The sequence below is a fragment of the Roseovarius halotolerans genome, from assembly GCF_900172255.1.
Taxonomy (GTDB): Bacteria; Pseudomonadota; Alphaproteobacteria; order Rhodobacterales; family Rhodobacteraceae; genus Roseovarius; species Roseovarius halotolerans.
The window spans coordinates 810268-830042 of the sequence record NZ_FWFU01000001.1 but is presented as its reverse complement, the minus strand read 5'-3'; the positions used below and the strand labels follow the sequence as shown (position 1 = coordinate 830042).

Below are 19775 nucleotides of genomic sequence, written 5' to 3'. Positions count from 1 at the left end.
GCCGAGCTTTGCCCGCCCGCGGGGGTGCAGGATCGCGTTGCGTCGCTTCATGCGCACTGGCGCCGCGGGGCTAACCCGGTTCTATCAGGCACTTCCCGTTGCGCTGATGGCGGGCAACAAGCCGGCGCGCGCGCCGCCCCGGCACGAAATTGCGCGCGGCCTCTCGCGATACCGGAGCATCCGGTGCGCCACCGAATATCTGTTCGATTTCGTCCATCGCCTCCTTGCCAAGCGAGCGTTCGCTCTGAGGCCCGAGAAACAGGCTCTCGCAGGGCGCACCGTTGGCCAGCAGGATCTCGTGCCTGTCCAGAAGAAGATGCACATAGGTCACCTTCCAGGTTGCGTGGTCCGTTCTGATCCCGTTCACCCCGACAAGATGCTTGGCGGCAACCAGCACCTCATCGGCGTCGAACATGCGCCGCGCGATACGCGAGCGAAGCAGAATCCGGTGCTGCGGCGAGACATGCAGGTCCCGCTCGGGAACGCCCGGCCCCAACGCGCCCGCCGGGATCACGACCGGCCGCAATCTCGGGTAGCGCAGCATCGTCGGCACCGACAATGCCCTTTGCCCGGCCCAGCGGATGGTCTGAACGCCGCGATCCACGGTTGCCACGCGGTCCCCCGCCTCCAGCTTCTCGACGGCAATCTCGGACCCGTCGCCAAGACCGATCATCGTTCCGGCACAGAAACAGACGATGTTCACCTCGTTGTCCGTCGTCGAAACGAGGGCGGCGTCGCTCCCCCCGACGGGGGTCAAATCACCGGTTCGGATCTGCGTGATATTGAGGTCGCCGTATCCGTCGCTCGGGATAACGAAATACCGCGTTTCGCTCCCGTTGGAAACGGTCAGGAAGATCACGTCCAGACTGCTTTCGCTCTGCGGATCGAAGCTGATATTGGTGCCATTACCAGTGGTGAATCGTCCGCTGCTCGCCGGCTCTTCGATCTCGTCGATCTGGTAGCTCTGGCCATCCAGCGTGAAAACGTCACCCTCATCGAACTCGCCGTCGTCGAACTCCGTGGATACGGCAGCTTCCACCACGCCCAGCAGATTGCCGTTCGCTACTGAATACGTCGTGTGTGAACTGATACTCGTGACTTCTATGAGGTCGAAAATTGTGGCCATGACCGAAACACACTTACTCGGGAGGGGTTAACACTTTCTTTGAGGACAGCTCGCGCAACCCATCCATTTTCCGCCGCGAACCTGTCGAATTTCAGGCCGGAAAATGCTGATCTCGTGGAATTCGATTCAGGGCTTCGTGCCATGTCGCGCCGGTTTCGGAATTCCCGGTTTCGGCGTCGCGCAGATCGGCAGTTTTCAGACGCCTCAGATCCGCCTCGCCCTCCGGCAAGAGCAGGCCACCGCCCCCCGGATCACCGCGCTCGGGGGCTTTTGTACAAATCTTCAGATGCGTCAGCCGATTTCAGTACAGAACCGCCGTACAAAACGGACGATTTGTACCAATCTCGGCGCGCGGAACAGGGTACGGCGTCACGCCTCCAGTTCGGCGTCCCAGTAGAGGAAATCGACCCAGCTTTCATGCAGGTGATTGGGCGGGAATTTCCGCCCCAGATTGCGAAGCTGCTCGGCCCCCGGCATCCTTGGCGGCTTCTTGAGGCTCATACCCGCGCGGCGCAAGCTCTTGGAACCTTTACGCAAATTGCAGCTCGAACAGGCGGCGACCACGTTCTCCCAGCTGGTGATCCCACCCGCGGCGCGCGGCACCACATGGTCAAAGGTCAGATCGCCTTTCGCTCCGCAATACTGGCAGCAGAACTCATCGCGCAGGAACAGGTTGAACCGCGTGAACGCCACCCGTTTCTGCGGCTTCACGAAATCTTTCAGCACGATCACGCTGGGGATCCGGATCTCGATGCTGGGGCTGCGGACAACCTCGTCATATTGTGCAACGATATCAACACGATCAAGGTAAACCGCCTTGACCGCCTCTTGCCAGGGCCAGAGCGATAACGGGTAGTAACATAACGGCCTGTAATCAGCATTCAGGACCAGCGCGGGATGCTGCTTGAGCCCCGCCGGCTCCCTGACGAATTCACTCCTGAAGTCACCGTCCATCTCGCGAAAATCTCCCCGCCCGGATCACCCTGTGTTCGGTTCCGGAGCGGGCCAACCCGCCCCTCTGTGGAAATCACTATATATCGTGTTCCTTCCCAGACAAGCCCCACATATGCGGCATATCTAGCGCAGGTCTACCCCGGCTTCGTAACGCGCCCATGACAGTTATCCACAGGCGTTGCACGACCTTGACGCCCCCATCCCCAGCCCGCAAACTCACGCATCATGACCGATACAGCCCTGCCCCCCGCACCCCCCGTCACGGCCATCCTCGAATCCGGCCTCTATGTCGAAGACCTCCCCGCCGCCCGCGCCTTTTATGGCGGGGTGCTGGGCCTCGAAGAGATCGCACATGTCGAGGGGCGCCATGCCTTCTATCGGGTTGGCGGGGCTATCTTGTTGATATTCAACCCGAATGCGACAGAGAAAGGATCGTCCGGCGGCAAGCTCCCGGTACCCACACATGGCGCGCGCGGCCCCGGACATCTCTGCTTTGCCGCCTCGCGTGAGGAGATGCAGGCCTGGAGCGCGCGCCTGACCGCCGCCGGCCACCCCATCGAATCCGCATTCGAATGGCCCAACGGCGCGTATTCGATCTACTTCCGCGACCCGGCGGGGAACTCGCTCGAATTCGCCGAACCCCGCCTCTGGTTCTGACGCCTCAAAGCCCCAGCTTGTCGCGCATGAAGGCCAGCGCCACCTGCAACCCATCAGGGGCAATGCCATGCGCCGTGCCCTTCATGACATGGGCATAGACGTCCTTCCAGCCCGCCGACTGCAACGCCTCGGCGGCCTCGGGCAGCGATTGGGGCGGCACCACGTCATCGGCATCGCCATGAATCAGCATCACCGGCGGGCGGCTCGCGACCTCGTCCTCCAGCAGCTCTGGACGCAGCAGGCGGCCCGAAAACGCAACGATTCCCGCCACTTCGTCCTCGCGACGCGGTCCCACATGCAGCGCCATCATCGTGCCCTGGCTGAAGCCGAACAGCACCACCTGCTCGGGCAGCACATCCTCGTCGACCATCAGCGCATCGAGAAAGGCGTTCAGATCATCTGCCGCCGCCAGCAACCCGCGCTCCGATTCCTCTTCGCTCGAACCGTCGATCCAAGGGATCGGAAACCATTGCAGCCCGCTCGGCATCATCGGAATCGTCTCGGGCGCATCGGGCGCGACGAACAGCGTGTCGGGCAGATGCTCGCCCAACACATCGGCCAGCCCCAACAGGTCCGCGCCATTCGCGCCGTAACCATGCAGGAACACCACGATAGAGCGGGTGGTGCCGGAATGCGGTTCCTTCCGGCCGGCTTGCAATACGCGTGTCATCTGATCCCTTCCCTTTGTTTCATCTGCGCGTAGTAGGCCCACAACAGCCGCGCGGCAACCGATCTCCACGGGGCCCAGGCCTGCGCCATCTCGCGCAGCGCCCGTTCGCTCGGGCGCTCAGGCAAATCGTAAAGCAGCCGCGCCCCCTCCTGCAAAGCCAGGTCGCCCGGCGCAAACACATCCGCGCGCCCAAGGCTGAACATCGCATAGATTTCCGCCGTCCAGACACCGATTCCGGGCACTTGGGTCAGGTGCCGTATAACCTCGTCGGTCGGGGCGCTGCGCAGGCTGCGATAGTCGATCCGCGCCTCGGCCAGCGCGCGGGCATAGCGGACCTTCTGCCGGCTCAGCCCTGCGGCGCGCAGATCATCATCGCTGGCCCAGATAATCTTGCGCGGCCCGGTCAGACGCGCGGCCTTCATCCGCTGCCAGATCGCATCGGCGGCGGCGACACTGACCTGCTGGCTGACAATGGCGTTCAAGAGCTGTGCGAACCCGTCTGGTCGGCGGCGCAGGGGCAGTGGCGCGGTCTGCTCATGGGCATGGGCCATGCGCGGGCAAAACCCGCTCAGATGCGCCGCGCCCTCCTCGACATCGGCAAGGGTTTCGATTATGCGCCCGCTCACAGCCCTGCCACCCAGTCCAGCGCTTCATTCACGGTTTCGACGCGCTCAACCCCTTCGGGCTGCGCGGGACGTTCCAGCATGATGACCCCGATCCCGAGATCACGCGCCGCCACCAGTTTCGTGCGCGGCGCCTCGCCCCCAGCGTTCTTGACGATAAGCCAGTCGACTTCGAGCCGGGTAAAGGTCTCGACCTCGGCGGCCACGGAAAACGGCGGACTGCCCACAAGAAAGTCGCCATTAGGAAAGGGAAAGGGGCCGTCGGGAGGATCGATCTGACGGCAGATAAGGCGGCATTGGGACAGGTTCGCAAAACGGTTCAGCGTCTGGCGCCCGGTGGCCAGAAAGACTGTGCTGCCATGCGCGATATGGCGCGCGGCCTCTTCCTCGTGCGAAATCATGATCCAGCGGTCGTCCGGTGTGGGCATCCAGGGCGGGCGAAGAAGCTGACAATAGGGCAGATCCAGTTCCCCGCAGACTCGCGCGCTGCGATGCGAGATGCGCTCCGCAAAGGGGTGGGTGGCGTCCAGAATGGCGGTGATCCCGGCGTGCTCCAGATAGGTGCGAAACCCCTCTTCGCCGCCAAAACCCCCGGTCCTTGTCGGCAGGCCTAAAGGCCGCGGCGTACGGGTGGCCCCGGCCAGCGACGCCACAGCCTCCACCTGCCCGCGCGCCGCCAGATCGCGCGCGATCAGCGCCGCCTCGCCGGTGCCTGCCAATAGCAAAAGCGTCATGCTCCCGCCCTCGCCACCACCCGGCCGGCGCGATCGATCACCGCGGTGTCGGCGCGAATCTCCGCAGGAAGCATCGCGCACACCGAGGAAAGCGCATTCTCCGCCACCCAGACAGCCATGTTTTCACCTGATATTTCATAGGCTTGCAACGCAGTATTCACGTGCCGCAATTCATCCCTTTCCAGGGCCTCGGCAAGTCGGTCGAAATCCACCTGGCTGCGCCCCGAATGTAGATCGCGCGCGCCTTGCGCCAGCTTGGTCATCTTGGCGATCCCGCCACCGATGGTGATGCGCTCCACCGGATGCCGCGCGAGGTATTTAAGCAGCCCACCGACGAAATCGCCCATGTCCAGCATCGCCACATCGGGCAGATCATAAAGTGCCTGCACCGCCTTTTCGCTGGTCGCGCCGGTGCAGCCCGCCACATGATCCAGCCCGCTGGCGCGCGCCACGTCGATACCGCGATGAATCGAGGCGATCCAGGCCGCGCAGGAAAACGGGCGCACGATGCCGGTGGTGCCAAGGATCGACAGCCCGCCCTCGATCCCAAGGCGCGGGTTCCATGTCTGCTGCGCCAGCCCCTGTCCACCCGGCACCGAAACCGTGATCTCGATATCGGCCCGCTCGCTCAGGCGCGCCGCCATGTCGCGCACGGTGACGCGCATCATCTCGCGCGGAACCGGGTTTATGGCGGGCTCGCCGGGCGGGATCGGCAGGCCCGGCTTGGTGACGACGCCCACGCCGTCACCGGCCCGAAACAGGATGCCGCCCGCAGACGGTGCGACCCGCGCCACGATCATCGCGCCATGCGTCACATCGGGGTCGTCACCCGCATCCTTGATCACCCCGGCCTCGGCCCAACCCTCGCCCTCCGCATGATGTGCGATCTCGAACTCCGGGGTCTGGCCACCGGGCAGTGCAATGCGCACCGCGCGCGCTCGTCCCTCGCCCCACAGCATCATCAGCGCGGCGCGCGTGGCGGCGGTGGCGCAGGCGCCCGTGGTCCAGCCACGGCGCAATTGCTTGGGGTCCTTGCGGCTCATGTCGGGCGGACTATAGGCGCGTGCTCCAGTCGCGCCAATTGGCAATTTTCCGGCATCTCCCCGATGTCGCACCAACCCATGCTTCGGGTCGTTTGGAACCTTTCGCGCGCCGGGCGATCCGGGCATACAGAGGGGCATGAGCGACTCGATCACCCTCCCCGGCGGCGACTGGCCGACCCTTGAACCCGGCTGGGTCTGGCTTTGCGGCGCGGGTCCGGGCGATCCGGGGCTGCTGACGCTGCATGGCCTCAATGCGCTGCGACAGGCGGATGTGGTGATCTATGACGCGCTGGTGGAAAAGACGATTCTCGACTGGGCGCCAGAGGCCGAGCATGTCTATGCAGGCAAGCGCGGCGGCAAGCCATCGGCGCAGCAGCGCGACATCTCCCTGCATCTGGTGGACCTTGCCCGCGCGGGCAAACGGGTGCTGCGCCTCAAGGGCGGCGATCCCTTCGTTTTCGGGCGTGGCGGCGAAGAGGCGCAGACGCTGGTGCAGCACGGCGTTCCGATCCGCATCATTCCGGGCATCAGCGCCGGGATCGGCGGGCTGGCCTATGCCGGAATTCCGGTGACCCATCGGGACGTGAACCAATCGGTCACCTTCGTCACCGGCCATGACCAGTCGGGCGAGGCGCCCTCATCGCTGAACTGGAATGCCATTGCCCAGGGCAGTCAGGTGATCGTGATCTACATGGGCATGAAACATGTGCAGCGCATCGCCGATGCGCTCATGGCTGCCGGCCGGCCCGCGGACGAGCCCTGCGCCATTGTCTGCTCGGCCACCACCGGCGACCAATCGGTTCTGGAAACCACGCTCGCGCGCATGACCGCCGATATCGCCGAAAGCGGCCTCGAACCCCCGGCGATCCTTTGCGTCGGACGCTCGGTTCTCATGCGCCAGGTGCTTGACTGGCAGGCGATGGCATCCGGCAGCGCCCCGCGCGACCTTGACCCGCTGGGCCGGGGGCGCCCCGCCGAGCGCGCATGAACAACGGATTGATCATCGCCGCCCCCGCCTCCGGCAGCGGCAAGACAACCGTCACGCTGGCGCTGTTGCGCCTGCTGGCGCGTCAGGGGCTTCCGGTGCGCGGCGCCAAATCCGGCCCCGACTTCATCGACCCGCGCTTCCACGAAGCCGCCAGCGGCGCGCCCTGCGTCAATCTCGATGCCTGGGCGATGCACCCGGCGCGGCTTCGCGCGCTGGCAGGCGAGGGCGCGCGGCTGTTGGTGGTCGAAGGCGCGATGGGCCTTTTTGACGGCGCCCCCCCGGACGGGCGCGGCGCCGTCGCCGATCTTGCGCGGGAACTCGATCTGCCAGTGGTGCTGGTGGTCGATGCGGGCCGCATGGCGCAATCGGTCGCGCCGCTTGTGGCGGGGTTTGCGGGCCATGACCCTTCGGTGCGCGTCGCTGGTGTCATCCTCAACAATACAGGCTCTCCGCGCCATGCCGAGATGCTGAGCGACGCGCTGGCGCCGCTCGGTCTGCCGGTTCTGGCCAGCCTGCCGCGTGATAGCGCCCTTGCCTTGCCCTCGCGCCACCTCGGGCTGGTTCAGGCCGGGGAACGCGCCGATCTCGACAGCTTCCTTGACCATGCCGCAGATGCGCTGGAAGCCTCGCTCGATCAAGACGCGCTCCTCGCGATTGCCACACCGCTGCCGCCCGCCGGTTCGGCCGCACGCCTGCCTCCCCCCGGACAGGTGATCGCTGTCGCGCGCGACGCGGCATTTGCCTTTTCCTATCCGCACCTGCTCACCGATTGGCACGCCGCAGGTGCCGAGCTGCGGTTCTTCTCACCGCTCGCGGACGCCCACGTGCCGGATGCCGATTTCATCTATCTTCCCGGCGGCTACCCCGAACTGCACGGCGGACGTATCGCTGCGGCAACAAACTTCATGTCTAGTCTGAAAAATGCCTCACAAGATACTGTTATTTATGGTGAATGCGGCGGATATATGGTTCTTGGAGACGGGCTTATCGATGCAGACGGGACTCGCCACATGATGGCTGGCCTCTTGCGGCTCGAGACCTCCTTCGCCACGCGCCGGATGCATCTCGGCTATCGCCACCTGCGGCCCCTGCAAGGAATCTTCGACACCGCCTTCACGGGCCACGAATTCCACTATGCGACCACGCTCAGCGCCAGGGGCGACCCTCTTTTCGCGGCTCGCGATGCCGGTGGCGCCGCCTTGCCGGACATGGGGCTTGTGGCCGGAAACGTGCAAGGGTCATTCGCCCATGTGATCGACCTGGCCCATTCTCCGCGGTGAACCTTGCGCCCGTTCGAGAATGGGGCTAGCAGAACCCGCATGACAGACGCCGTCCTGATCCACACCGACCGCCGCGCAAAGCGCAATGTCGCCGTTCTTGCCTCCGCGCAGGCGTTTCTGGGTGCGCAGATGGCGATGATCTTCGTCGTTGGCGGCCTTGCCGGACAGACGCTCGCCAGCAATGTCTGCTTCGCGACCCTGCCAATCTCGCTGATCGTGCTTGGTTCGATGCTTGCGGCGAATCCGCTGGCCTGGTTCATGCAGCGCGCCGGGCGCAAGGCGGGCTTCATCTTGGGCGCGGGCGCAGGCGCGACAGGCGCCGCGATCGGCGCCTACGGGCTCTATGTCGCCTCTTTCCAGATTTTCCTGGCGGGCAGCTTCATCACCGGGATCTACATGTCGGCGCAGGGTTTCTACCGCTTTGCCGCCGCCGATACCGCCAGCGATGAGTTCCGCCCCAAGGCGATTTCCTATGTGATGGCGGGCGGACTTGCGAGCGCGATCATCGGCCCGCAGCTCGTCAAGGCCACAAGCCAGGCGATGGTCGTGCCGTTCATGGGAACCTATTTGGCCGTGGTCGCGCTGAACCTCGTGGGCGCGCTGCTGTTCCTGTTCCTCGACATTCCCAAACCCCCGGTGCCTGCGCATGATGCCCCCAAGGGGCGCAGCCGCTGGGAACTCATCAAGACCCCGCGCATCCTTGTGGCGGTGATCTGTGCGATGGTCTCCTATGCGCTGATGAACCTCGTCATGACATCGACACCGCTGGCGGTGGTGGGCTGCGGCCTTTCCGAAGGAAACGCCGCCGATATCGTCACCGGGCATGTGCTGGCCATGTTCCTGCCCTCGTTCTTCACCGGCCATCTGATCGCACGCTTCGGCGTCGAAAAGGTCATCGCCACGGGGCTGTTGATTCTGGCCGGTGCGGGTGCAGTGGCACTTCAGGGTGTTTCGCTCGAGAACTTCTTCATCGCTCTCATCCTGCTTGGTGTGGGCTGGAATTTCGGTTTCATCGGCGCGACCTCGATGCTGGCAGGCGCCCATGAAGCCCATGAGCGGGGCCGCATGCAGGGCATGAACGACCTCCTGGTTTTTGGTGGTGTCACGCTGGCCTCGCTGGCCTCGGGCGGGCTCATGAATTGCGCGGGCGACGGCGGTCAGGCGGGCTGGATATCGGTGAACCTCGCGATGGTGCCGTTCCTCGCGCTGGCTGGCGGTGCGCTGATCTGGCTGATGCTGCGCCCCGACGACGCCTGATCCGTCAGCGCGGATTGCCCTACCAGCGCCCCGCAAGGGCGCACGCCATCAAACCAAAGCGACGTTGCACCGGCGCCAGTTCCAACCGGCCTTCGGCCACCCGGCGGGGATCGCTTGCCGCGCGCTTCAGCACCGGCCCCACCTGCCAGAGCGGCAACAGCGCCGGACGCTGCGCAGCAGGCACCTCGGCGCGTGCCGCGCGCGCTGCACGAAGAGCCTCTAGCCCCTCTTCGGCCAGCGCCCGCACGCCCTCGGGCGTGCCATCCACCAGCGGTATGCGCCCCGCCCGTTCCAGCGCAGGCACTGCCCGCAGCCAGTTGGCAATGCCAAGAGCGCGCCCCGCATGGCGCAGCGGCGTTTCCGGCACCTCTGGCGCGCCTCCCAGGGCGCGTGCAATCGCCAGCATCAGGTTGGACGAGGTATCCTCGATATAGGCGCGAAAATGCGCCATGTCCTCGAACGGGTCGCGGTAGATATCCCAACGGCGCGCCTCGACCAGCCGGTCCAGCAGCCCTGCCCCCTCGCCATCCAGCACATGCGCCAGCGGCGTCACCACCTCGTGACGGCGCACCACACCCCGGGTGCGGATTTCCTCAAGCGCGTCGCGCCACCACTGCAGCCGCATCTCGGCGATCATGCTCTCCTCGGTGACCCAGGGCGCGCGCGACACTTCGATGTTGAAGGCATAGAGCGCGAACAACACGGGACGCGCCGTGACCGGCGCCGCCATGCTGGCGGCGAAACGGTCCGGATCGCCCCGCTCCACCAGCTGCGCACAAGCCACGAGATCGGCGTCGAACTCCATGCTCGACACCTAGGCCGCGCCCCCCGCCGATCCACCGTCGCGCAGCAACTTCCAGGTGATCGCATCCAAGAGCGCCTCGAAACTGGCATCGACTATGTTGGCACTCACCCCCACCGTGGACCAGCGCCGCCCCTGCCCGTCCTCGCTGTCGATGATGACACGGGTCACGGCCTCGGTGCCGCCCTGGGTGATACGCACCTTGAAATCCACCAGCCGCATGTCGTCGATGGCCTGCTGGTAGCTGCCCAGGTCCTTCGCAAGCGCCTTGGCCAGCGCATTGACCGGGCCGCGGTCATTACCCTGACTGTCCATCGATTCCGATACCGACAGCTTCTTCTCACCATCCACCTTCACCACGACAACCGCTTCGGACAGCGACACCATCTGGTCGTACTTGTTCTTGCGCCGCTCGACAGTGACCTTGTAGCGCTTCACCTCGAAGAATTGCGGCAACTGCCCCAGTTCGCGGCGCGCCAACAGCTCGAAACTCGCCTGCGCACTGTCATAGGTATATCCGCGATCCTCGCGCAGCTTGATTTCCTCGAGGATGCGCGCCAGAGCCGGATCGCCCTTGTCCACTGTGATCCCGGCCTCGGCCAGACGCCGGCGCAGGTTCGACTGACCCGCCTGGTTCGACATCGGGATGACGCGCGCATTGCCCACCAGGCCGGGGTCGATATGCTCATATGTCGTGGGATCCTTGAGGATCGCGCTGGCATGCAGCCCCGCCTTGTGCGCAAAGGCCGAGGCGCCCACATAGGGCGCCTGCTTCATCGGCACCCGGTTCAGGATCTCGTCCAGCATCCGGCTGGCCTGGGTCAGCTTCTTGAGCGACGCATGGCTGACCCCGATGCTGTAGCGACTGGCATAGGGTTCCTTCAACAGCAGCGTCGCGATCAGCGTGGTCAGGTTGGCATTGCCACAGCGTTCGCCCAACCCGTTGAGTGTGCCCTGCACCTGCCGCGCGCCCGCCGAAACCGCCGCAAGGCTGCCCGCCACGGCGTTCTCGGTGTCGTTATGGGTGTGAATGCCCAGCCTCTCGCCGGGAATACCCTCGGCGATCACCTCGGCGGTGATGCGCCCCACCTCCTCGGGCAACGTGCCGCCATTGGTGTCGCACAGCACGATCCAGCGTGCCCCCGCGTCATGGGCGGCGCGCAGCGTCTCCAGCGCATAGGCGCGGTTGGCCTTCCACCCATCAAAGAAATGCTCCGCATCGAACAGCGCCTCGCGCCCCTCGGCCACCACATGCGCAACCGATTTCGCGATGTTCTCGACGTTCTCGTCCAGCGTGATGCCCAGCGCTGTCTCGACGTGGAAGTCATATGTCTTGCCCACGAGGCACACCGCCCGCGTACCGGCATTGAGCACCGCCGCCAGAACCTCGTCATTCTGCGCCGAGCGCCCAGCCCGCTTGGTCATGCCGAAAGCCGTGAGCATCGCGCGCGTCTGCGGCGCGTCTTCGAAAAACGCGCTGTCGGTGGGGTTGGCGCCCGGCCAGCCGCCCTCGATGTAATCCACGCCCAGCGCATCCAGCGTCTCGGCGATCTTGCGTTTCTCGGGGGTCGAGAACGACACCCCCTGGGTCTGCTGCCCATCGCGCAAGGTGGTGTCGTAAAGATAGAGACGTTCGCGTGTCATGCCGTCCCTCCCGCATTCATCTGGCGAAAAATACCTCGGGGAGTGTGAGGGGCTGGCCCCTCACCCCGACATTGCCACCCCGTGCACGACATGCTCATGACAGATCCTCGAGCGCGGCAGGGTCGAACCCCGGACCGGGGATCAGCTCCACCCCCGCCTTGCTCATCCGGACCTCGATTCCGGCCGCGACCAGCGCCCCCTTGAACCGGTCGAGCTCGGTGAAATCCTTGCTCTCCATCGCCACCTGCCGCGCCTCGAAAAGCCGCTTTTCATATGCCGACAGATCGACCTCTGGCGCAGCGGCCCATGCCGGAGCGCTGTTGCCCATCAGGCCAAGAAACTGCAGCCCCGCCCGCAGACTTGCCGCATCATCCGCCTGGGAAAGCTGGTGAAGCTCCGTGATTGCCCTCGGCGTATTGAGATCATCCGCCAGCGCTTCGACAACCGTCGCGGGCGGCACAGCGCCTTCCTCTGCCTGCGCCGCCTGGCGATACCATTTGCGCAACGTGGCCCCGGCCTCGCGCGCCTTCTGCGCGGTCCAGTCCATCGGCTTGCGGTAATGGGTCGACAGGAACACGAAGCGGATCACCTCACCCGGCACCGGCGGGGCATCGTCGTGGCCTTCCAGCAGGTCATGCACGGTAAAGAAATTGCCAAGGCTCTTGGACATCTTCTTGCCCTCGACCTGAAGCATCTCGTTATGCATCCAGATGCGCGCGAAATCGCCCTCGGGGTGGGCGCAGCAGCTCTGGGCGATCTCGTTCTCATGGTGCGGGAACATCAGGTCATTGCCGCCACCGTGAATATCGAAGCTCTCGCCCAGCAGGTCATGCGCCATCGCCGAGCATTCGATATGCCAGCCCGGCCGCCCCCGCCCCCAGGGACTGTCCCAACCCGGCAAATCCTGGCTCGAAGGCTTCCACAGAACGAAATCCATCGGGTTGCGTTTGTAGGGCGCCACCTCGACGCGGGCGCCGGCGATCATGTCGTCGACAGACCGCCCCGACAACCTGCCGTAATCACTGTAGCTCTCGACCGCGAACAGCACATGCCCCTCCGCTTCATAGGCATGGCCACCGGCGATCAGGTCCTCGATCATGGCGATCATCTGCGGGATATATTGCGTCGCGCGCGGCATGGCGTCGGGCTCGAGCGCGCCCAGCGCGGCCATGTCCTCAAGAAACCACCGTGTCGTCTCGGCGGTGATACGCGCGATCTCGGCGTTCACATCGCCATCCTTGCCCACATTCTCGATGGCGCGGGCATTGATCTTGTCATCCACGTCGGTGAAGTTGCGCACATAAGTCACATGATCCGGGCCATGCACATGACGCAGCAGCCGGTAGAGCAGATCGAACACGATCACCGGACGCGCATTGCCCAGATGGGCGCGGTCATAGACAGTCGGCCCGCAGACATACATCCGCACATTGCCCGGTTCGAGCGGCTCCAGCACCTCCTTGGCGCGGGTCCTGGTATTGTAGAGCTTGATCGTCGTCATGAAAGTCCTCGCAGGCGCAGGCATCCCGCGGCGGGCTTATCAACTAACGTCTTGATAGGGAATAGATGACGGCCCGCCCGAGATATCTCAGGTGGTAATGCAGCAGATGGTGATGCAGCGGCTCGTCGTCATGCCGGGGACGTTACGCCGCGCGGCGCGGCTTGGCAAGTGGACGACAGCGCGGCGGCCAGCCCGCGTCTGCGCGGGCTTTGGGTCATCTGCTTGACAGCGTGGCGGCGCCCGGGCCAAGTGGCGCTTCACCCGTATATCACCCCCAGACCACAGACCCGACACCAAGGAGCGGCACATGCGACTATCACGCAGGATCACCGGTATTATCCAGGGCGGATCGGATGGTTGGGATGTCTATTACCGAGCCAACCGCCTGTCGGATGAAGGTCTCGACATCACCCATCTCACCATCGGCGAGCACGATATCGGGACCGACCGCTCCATTCTCGACGCGATGCACGAAGCGACGCTGGCGGGACATACCGGCTATTCGGCCTTCAACGGCAAGATCGGCCTGCGTGAACGCGTGGCGCAACGCGTCAGCGAACGCACCGGTCTGCCGACGACACCCGATAACGTGCTCGTGGTGCCCGGTGGCCAGGCGGGGCTTTTCGCCACCCATCACGCGGCCTGTGATGAAGGCGACACCGCGCTCTATATCGACCCCTATTATGCCACCTATCCCGGCACGATCCGCAGCGTCGGCGCGCGCCCCCTGGCGATTCCAGCCCGCCCCGATCGCATGTTCCAGCCCGACCCGGCCGATATCGCGCCCCATGCGGCAGGCGCTTCCAGCCTGCTGATCAACTCGCCCAACAACCCGACCGGCGTGAACTACAGCCGCGACACCCTCATGGGCATCGCGCGCCTCTGCCAGGATCACGGGCTCTGGCTGATCTCGGACGAGGTCTATGACACCCAGCTCTGGCATGGCCAGCATGTCAGCCCGCGCACCCTGCCGGGAATGGAGGCGCAGACGCTGGTGATCGGTTCGCTGTCGAAATCCCATGCCATGACCGGCAGCCGCATCGGCTGGGTCGTCGGCCCCGAAGAGGCAATTGAGCACATGGGCAACCTTGCCACGCACACCACCTATGGCGTCGCCGGTTTTGTGCAGGAAGCGGCCTGTTTCGCGCTAGATCGCGGTCCCGACTTCGAGGCGATGATCGCGGCACCCTTCCGGCGGCGGCGCGATCTCGTCCTAAGGCTTCTTGAGGCCCAGAACACGGTGCGCCCGATCCCGGCGGACGGGGCCATGTATGTGATGCTCGACATCCGCGCCACCGGGCTTTCGGGCGAGGATTTCGCCAACCGGCTGCTCGACACCCACCATGTCGCGGTAATGCCCGGCGAAAGCTTCGGCCAGGCGGCGGCGGGCCATGTCCGCGTCGCCCTCACGGTCGATGACGAGCGCCTTGCCCAGGCTGTCGGCAAGCTGGTCGCGCTGGCACAGGAACTGACCGCCTGACGCCGCTTCATGGCCCGTTTGCGACACGGGTCGCGATTGGGACAGACGCGCATCGCAGAATCGGCTTCACTCCTCCTTACCACGGAGGAGGGCCCGGCCATGACGCCGAGCTGCAAGATCAAGCTGGTGGTCGTGACCATCGGCGCGGCGCGCGGACGCGCGGCACGGGGACGGCCAGACCGGGGCTGAGCCCCGTCAGCTGCCACCCTATCATCAGGACATCACCCATGAATGAAATGACCACTCGCCGCTCCGGCGGGCGCGCCGCCCGTCATGCGCGCCGCTCTGCCCCGCTCGAAGACACATTGCGCCCGATCCGCCCCGGCCTTGCGGGCGGCCAATATCGCCCCCTCAGCCCCGAAGGGGTCGCGCGGATTCACCAGGCCGCGCTAGATGCGCTGGAGCAGATCGGCCTCGCCGATGCACCGCCAAGCGGCATCGCCCACATGACGCGCGCGGGTGCGATACTCGGGGATGACGGGCGGCTCCGCTTTCCCCGGGCGCTGGTCGAGGACATGCTGGCGCGCGCCAACCGCACGATCACCCTGCATGGGCGCGACCCGCGCCACGATCTCGACCTGTCTTCCCAGCGGGTTCATTACGGCACCGCCGGGGCTGCGGTCCATCTGGTCGATCCCGTAACCCGGGAATACCGCGACTCCACGCTGCAAGATCTGCACGACGCCGCGCGCATCGCCGACCGGCTCGACAATATCCACTTCGTGCAGCGCCCGATGGTGGCGCGCGACGTGACCGACAACCGCGAGATGGACCTTAACACCGTCTATGCCTGCTGCGCGGGGACGACCAAGCATGTCGGCACCAGCTTCAGCGAACCGGGTTTCGTCGCCGATGCGCTGGCGCTCCTGCATATGGTCGCGGGCAGCGAAGAGGCATGGCGCGCGCGTCCCTTCGTAAGCAATTCCAACTGCTTTGTCGTGCCGCCGATGAAATTCGCCACCGAATCCTGTCAGGTGATGGAGGCCTGCATCGCCGGTGGCATGCCGGTGCTGCTGCTCTCGGCCGGACAGGCTGGCGCCACCGCGCCGGCATCGATCGCCGGGGCCATCGTGCAATCGGTAGCCGAATGCCTTGCCGGGCTGGTCTATGTGAACGCCGTCGCGCCGGGGCATCCGGCGATCTTCGGCACATGGCCCTTCGTTTCGGACCTGCGCAGCGGCGCGATGTCGGGGGGATCGGGCGAACAGGCGCTGCTCAGCGCCGGTTGCGCGCAGATGCACGCGTTCTACGACCTGCCCGGCGGCGCGGCGGCGGGTTTCGCCGATGCCAAGCTGCCCGACATGCAGGCGGGATGGGAGCAGATGTGCTCGAACGTCCTCGCCGGGCTCTCGGGGCTGAACCTCGTTTACGAGGCCGCGGGCATGCATGCGTCCCTGCTGGGCTTTTGCCTTGAATCCCTGATCCTCGGCGATGACCTGATCGGCCAGGCGATGCGCTGCGTGCGCGGGATCGAGGTGGACGAGGACAGCGTCAGCCTAGAGGTGATGCGCGCCACATGCATCGGCGGGCCGGGGCATTACCTTGGCAGCGACCAGACCCTGCACCTGATGCAGCGCGACTATGTCTATCCCGCGCTGGCCGACCGCAGTTCGCCCAAGGAATGGGTCGAGAAGGGTCAGCCCGACTTGCTGCAGAAGGCAACAGCGCGCAAGGCGGAGATCCTCGCCGAACGTGCCGCCGCCCGCTTTGATGCGATGACCGACGCCACGATCCGGGCCCGCTTCAAGATCCACCTGCCCGCCTGACGCCATCAGGCCGGCGCATCACCGATCCGCGCCAGGATCGCCGCCTCGTCCACCGCGCCGATTGTCCCGGCGCTGCGCCCGCGCGCGCCACTCAGTCTTGTGGCCACGTACGCATCCGCCACGGCCTCGGGCGCATTGCGGATCAGCACCGAGGCGGTCAGCAGCGTGGCAAGGCTTTCGGCATACCAGCGCGCCTCGCGCTCTTCGGGCAGCCGCGGAAAGCGCTCCATATGCGCCTTGAGCGCCGCGTCGTAACGAAGATCCGCACCCGAAGCGGCGGTAAGCTCCGCGCTCAGCGCCTCGCCTGCCACCGGCGACCGGCGCAGCGTGCGCAGGATATCGAGGCAGATCACGTTGCCCGACCCCTCCCAGATCGAATTGAGCGGCGCCTCGCGATAGAGCAGCGGCATCGGCGTATCCTCCACATAGCCCATGCCGCCCATCGCCTCCATCGCCTCATAGACCAGCCCCGGACAGAGCTTGTTGCCAAGGTATTTCGCCAGCGCCACCGCGAGCCGCGCGAAACCGCGCTCCTGCTCGCCGTTGCCGTCAAAGGCGCGCGCCACATGCAGTCCAAGCGCCAGCGCCCCCTCCCAGTCCAGCGCAAGGTCAGCCAGCACCGCGCGCATCAGCGGCTGGTCGATCAGCCGCTTCTGAAACGCATTGCGCCGCCGCGCCCACCAGGTCGCGTGATCCAGCGCCGCGCGCATCAGCCCGGCAGGCGCCATCGCCGTATCAAGCCGCGTATGATGCACCATCTCGATGATCGTGCGCACCCCCGCGCCCTCGTCGCCCAGGCGCCATGCCAGCGCATCGGCATATTCGATCTCCGCCGAGGCATTGGCCCGGTTGCCCAGCTTGTCCTTGAGCCGCTGGATACGGATCCCGTTGCGGCCCTCCTCCAGCCAGCGCGGCACCAGGAAACAGGTCAGCCCGTCGGGTGCCTGCGCCAGCGTCAGGAACCCGTCCGACATTGGCGCCGAACAGAACCATTTATGCCCCTCCAGCCGATAGGCATCGCCGCTGCGCCGCGCGGTAGTGGCATTGCTCCGCACATCCGATCCACCCTGTTTCTCGGTCATCGCCATGCCCATCGTCGCGCCCGGCTTGCGCGCCAGCGGCAATGCCGCGCCATCATAGGCGCGTGCCGTCAGCTTCGGCACCCATTCGCCGAACAGCGCCTCATCGGCGCGCAGCGCAGGCACGGCGGCATAGGTCATGGTCATCGGACAGCAGACGCCCGGCTCGATCTGGCTGGTCAGGTAGACCATCGCGGCATGGGTGGCATGGCCATGCGCCCCGCCCTCCCAGGCGATCGCGGCATAACCTGCGCCGATCCCGGCCTCCATCAACCGGTGATAGGCCGGGTGAAACCGCACCTCGTCAAGCCGCCGCCCGCCGGTGTCGAACAGGGTCAGCTCAGGTGCATGGCGATTGGCCTCGCGCCCCGCCGCCTGCATCGCGGCCGAACCGATCAGCGCGCCATAGCGCTCCAGATGATCGGCCCGCGCCCCGGCGGCATTGCAATGATCCCTGAGCGCCGGGTCACTGCCCCAAAGGTCGATATCCCCGCGCACCGCGGGCTGGTTGGTCACGTCATGCGTGGAAAGATCGCTGCGCGGCGGCAGATATGGCATCTCTCGGTCTCCTTGCGCGGCAAGCCTATCACGCAGAGGCCCCGCGCTGAAAAGGGGATTCACAAAGCGAATCACCTGTGGCATGGTGCACGGGACCGCACGTCAGAGGCGGCGACGTTAGGCAGAGCAGCGAAATCATGTCCATCCGCAAGCGCCCCCCTATGGGGCTGTTCATATATTCCCTCGTTGCCTTCGGGCTGGGTGCCTATTTCACCTTTGCCGCCGTGCAGGGCGATTACGGGCTGTTCCGCGGTGCCGAGGTCAAGGCCGAGACCCGCGCCCTTCAGGCGCAGCTTGACGACCTCTCCTCGCAGGTGGCACGAATGGAGAACCTGACCCGGCGCCTGTCCGACGATTATCTCGATATCGACCTTCTGGACCAGCAGGCGCGCGACGTTCTGGGGCTCCTGCGTTCGGACGAGATTGTCATCCGCTGATCTTGCGATCCTCTTATCCGATCCTTTCCCTGCGACGATCTCGCGCGTCGGCGCGACCGCCGGGACATGCGCTAAATTCATACTCGCAAGACGGGTCGTTTTGTTGTATCAATTAGTTTAACGCTAAACTATCTTTCTGACGGAGGAGGCGGCAGACGATGGCCACTCGAAAAAGCGCAAGGAAACCAAATGTTTCCGCTGACGAGCTGAAATCCTATTACCGTGACATGCTGCTGATCCGGCGATTCGAGGAGAAGGCGGGCCAGCTTTACGGAATGGGTCTGATCGGTGGGTTCTGCCACCTCTATATCGGGCAGGAGGCCGTTGTCGTCGGTCTCGAAGCCAGCGCCGAAGAAGGCGACAAGCGCATCACCACCTATCGCGATCACGGCCACATGCTGGCCTGCGGGATGGACCCCAAGGGCGTCATGGCCGAACTGACCGGCCGCGAGGGTGGCTATTCGCGCGGCAAGGGCGGCTCGATGCACATGTTCTCCAAGGAAAAGCACTTCTACGGCGGTCACGGCATCGTCGGGGCCAACGTGCCGCTGGGGGCCGGTCTGGCCTTTGCCGACAAGTATCTGGAAAACAACCGCGTGACCTATACCTATTTCGGCGATGGCGCGGCCAATCAGGGTCAGGTCTACGAGACCTTCAACATGGCCGCGCTCTGGGATCTGCCGGTGATCTTCGTGATCGAGAACAACCAGTATGCGATGGGCACCTCGCAGAAGCGCTCCACCTCCACCCCCGATATCTATACCCGCGGCGAAGCCTTCGGCATCCCCGGCGAGGCGGTTGACGGGATGGATGTGCTGGCCGTGAAAGAGGCCGGCGACAAGGCCGTCGCGCACTGTCGCTCGGGCAAGGGCCCCTACATCCTTGAAATCAAGACCTATCGCTATCGCGGCCATTCGATGTCGGACCCCGCCAAGTATCGCACCCGCGAAGAAGTGCAGAAAATGCGCGAGGAGAAAGACGCAATCGAGCATGTGCGCGAGCTGCTTCTCTCGGGCAAGCATGCCACCGAAGAAGATCTCAAGGCGATCGACAAGGAGATCAAGGCCATCGTCAACGATGCGGCCGAGTTCTCCAAGGACAGCCCCGAGCCGGACGCCGCCGAGCTCTGGACAGATATTTACGCCGACGTGGCGCCCCAGAACGCCTGAGGAGGAG

At 65.2% G+C, this 19775-nt stretch carries 18 protein-coding genes; 8 read left to right on the top strand and 10 right to left on the bottom strand.

Annotation, left to right across the window (positions count from 1 at the left end; all coding sequences use genetic code 11):
* Window positions 1-70: 70 nt before the first annotated feature.
* Window positions 71-1126 (bottom strand): Hint domain-containing protein, encoded by a 1056-nt coding sequence (locus ROH8110_RS04080; protein ID WP_085816431.1) that lies wholly within the window; start codon window positions 1124-1126, stop codon window positions 71-73.
* A gap of 369 nt (window positions 1127-1495) precedes the next feature.
* Entirely contained in the window at window positions 1496-2080 is a 585-nt protein-coding gene (locus tag ROH8110_RS04075) for an HNH endonuclease (protein ID WP_085816430.1), read from the bottom strand.
* A 225-nt stretch (window positions 2081-2305) separates the two neighbouring features.
* Here ROH8110_RS04075 and ROH8110_RS04070 point away from each other — a divergent pair, with 225 nt between their 5' ends.
* Window positions 2306-2737, top strand: a complete 432-nt coding sequence (locus ROH8110_RS04070) for a VOC family protein (RefSeq protein ID WP_085816429.1) — start codon at window positions 2306-2308, stop codon at window positions 2735-2737.
* A gap of 4 nt (window positions 2738-2741) precedes the next feature.
* Here the strand turns inward: ROH8110_RS04070 and ROH8110_RS04065 are convergent, their stop codons facing one another.
* The 4 genes from ROH8110_RS04065 to ROH8110_RS04050 are packed head-to-tail and all read right to left on the bottom strand — an operon-like array spanning window position 2742 to window position 5807.
* Complete coding sequence (locus ROH8110_RS04065) at window positions 2742-3407, bottom strand: alpha/beta hydrolase (protein ID WP_085816428.1); 666 nt, start codon at window positions 3405-3407, stop codon at window positions 2742-2744.
* Window positions 3404-4033, bottom strand: coding sequence for a DNA-3-methyladenine glycosylase family protein (locus ROH8110_RS04060; RefSeq protein WP_085816427.1), 630 nt, complete (start codon window positions 4031-4033; stop codon window positions 3404-3406). Before ROH8110_RS04060 ends, ROH8110_RS04065 begins: the two co-directional genes overlap by 4 nt.
* Window positions 4030-4764 carry a cobalt-precorrin-6A reductase gene (locus ROH8110_RS04055; RefSeq protein WP_085816426.1) on the bottom strand — a complete coding sequence of 245 codons (735 nt, stop codon included), beginning with the start codon at window positions 4762-4764 and terminating at the stop codon, window positions 4030-4032. The genes ROH8110_RS04060 and ROH8110_RS04055 overlap by 4 nt, the downstream gene beginning before the upstream one ends.
* Window positions 4761-5807 (bottom strand): cobalt-precorrin-5B (C(1))-methyltransferase, encoded by a 1047-nt coding sequence (locus ROH8110_RS04050; protein ID WP_085816425.1) that lies wholly within the window; start codon window positions 5805-5807, stop codon window positions 4761-4763. Before ROH8110_RS04050 ends, ROH8110_RS04055 begins: the two co-directional genes overlap by 4 nt.
* A 136-nt stretch (window positions 5808-5943) precedes the next feature.
* Between ROH8110_RS04050 and cobA the strand changes: the two genes are divergently transcribed.
* Genes cobA through ROH8110_RS04035 form a run of 3 tightly spaced genes read left to right on the top strand, consistent with a single transcriptional unit; the run spans window position 5944 to window position 9332 of the window.
* Complete coding sequence (gene cobA / locus ROH8110_RS04045; RefSeq protein WP_085816424.1) at window positions 5944-6795, top strand: uroporphyrinogen-III C-methyltransferase; 852 nt, start codon at window positions 5944-5946, stop codon at window positions 6793-6795.
* Window positions 6792-8075, top strand: coding sequence for a cobyrinic acid a,c-diamide synthase CobB (locus tag ROH8110_RS04040; RefSeq protein ID WP_085816423.1), 1284 nt, complete (start codon window positions 6792-6794; stop codon window positions 8073-8075). The genes cobA and ROH8110_RS04040 overlap by 4 nt, the downstream gene beginning before the upstream one ends.
* Window positions 8076-8114: 39 nt before the next feature.
* A complete protein-coding gene (locus ROH8110_RS04035) occupies window positions 8115-9332 on the top strand; it encodes an MFS transporter (RefSeq protein WP_085816422.1) in 1218 nt (405 codons plus the stop codon).
* Window positions 9333-9351: 19 nt separating this feature from the next.
* On the opposite strand, the gene ROH8110_RS04030 is transcribed toward ROH8110_RS04035, so the two are convergent.
* The 3 genes from ROH8110_RS04030 to cysS all read right to left on the bottom strand — a co-directional run bounded on the left by ROH8110_RS04030 (window position 9352) and on the right by cysS (window position 13279).
* On the bottom strand, window positions 9352-10137 hold the full coding sequence (locus ROH8110_RS04030; RefSeq protein WP_085816421.1) for a phytoene/squalene synthase family protein: 786 nt from the start codon (window positions 10135-10137) through the stop codon (window positions 9352-9354).
* Window positions 10138-10146: 9 nt separating this feature from the next.
* Complete coding sequence (cimA, locus tag ROH8110_RS04025) at window positions 10147-11778, bottom strand: citramalate synthase (protein ID WP_085816420.1); 1632 nt, start codon at window positions 11776-11778, stop codon at window positions 10147-10149.
* 94 nt (window positions 11779-11872) lie between these two features.
* The gene (gene cysS, locus ROH8110_RS04020; RefSeq protein ID WP_085816419.1) at window positions 11873-13279 is read right to left on the bottom strand and encodes a cysteine--tRNA ligase; all 1407 of its coding nucleotides are present in this window, start codon (window positions 13277-13279) and stop codon (window positions 11873-11875) included.
* Window positions 13280-13586: 307 nt separating this feature from the next.
* Between cysS and ROH8110_RS04015 the strand changes: the two genes are divergently transcribed.
* Complete coding sequence (locus ROH8110_RS04015; RefSeq protein ID WP_085816418.1) at window positions 13587-14759, top strand: pyridoxal phosphate-dependent aminotransferase; 1173 nt, start codon at window positions 13587-13589, stop codon at window positions 14757-14759.
* 227 nt (window positions 14760-14986) lie between these two features.
* Window positions 14987-16525 carry a trimethylamine methyltransferase family protein gene (locus ROH8110_RS04010; RefSeq protein WP_085816417.1) on the top strand — a complete coding sequence of 513 codons (1539 nt, stop codon included), beginning with the start codon at window positions 14987-14989 and terminating at the stop codon, window positions 16523-16525.
* A 5-nt stretch (window positions 16526-16530) separates the two neighbouring features.
* Here the strand turns inward: ROH8110_RS04010 and ROH8110_RS04005 are convergent, their stop codons facing one another.
* Entirely contained in the window at window positions 16531-18162 is a 1632-nt protein-coding gene (locus ROH8110_RS04005) for an acyl-CoA dehydrogenase family protein (protein ID WP_085816416.1), read from the bottom strand.
* 137 nt (window positions 18163-18299) lie between these two features.
* Between ROH8110_RS04005 and ROH8110_RS04000 the strand changes: the two genes are divergently transcribed.
* Complete coding sequence (locus ROH8110_RS04000) at window positions 18300-18599, top strand: FtsB family cell division protein (RefSeq protein WP_085816415.1); 300 nt, start codon at window positions 18300-18302, stop codon at window positions 18597-18599.
* A gap of 158 nt (window positions 18600-18757) precedes the next feature.
* Complete coding sequence (gene pdhA / locus ROH8110_RS03995) at window positions 18758-19768, top strand: pyruvate dehydrogenase (acetyl-transferring) E1 component subunit alpha (RefSeq protein WP_085816414.1); 1011 nt, start codon at window positions 18758-18760, stop codon at window positions 19766-19768.
* Window positions 19769-19775 lie beyond the last annotated feature (7 nt).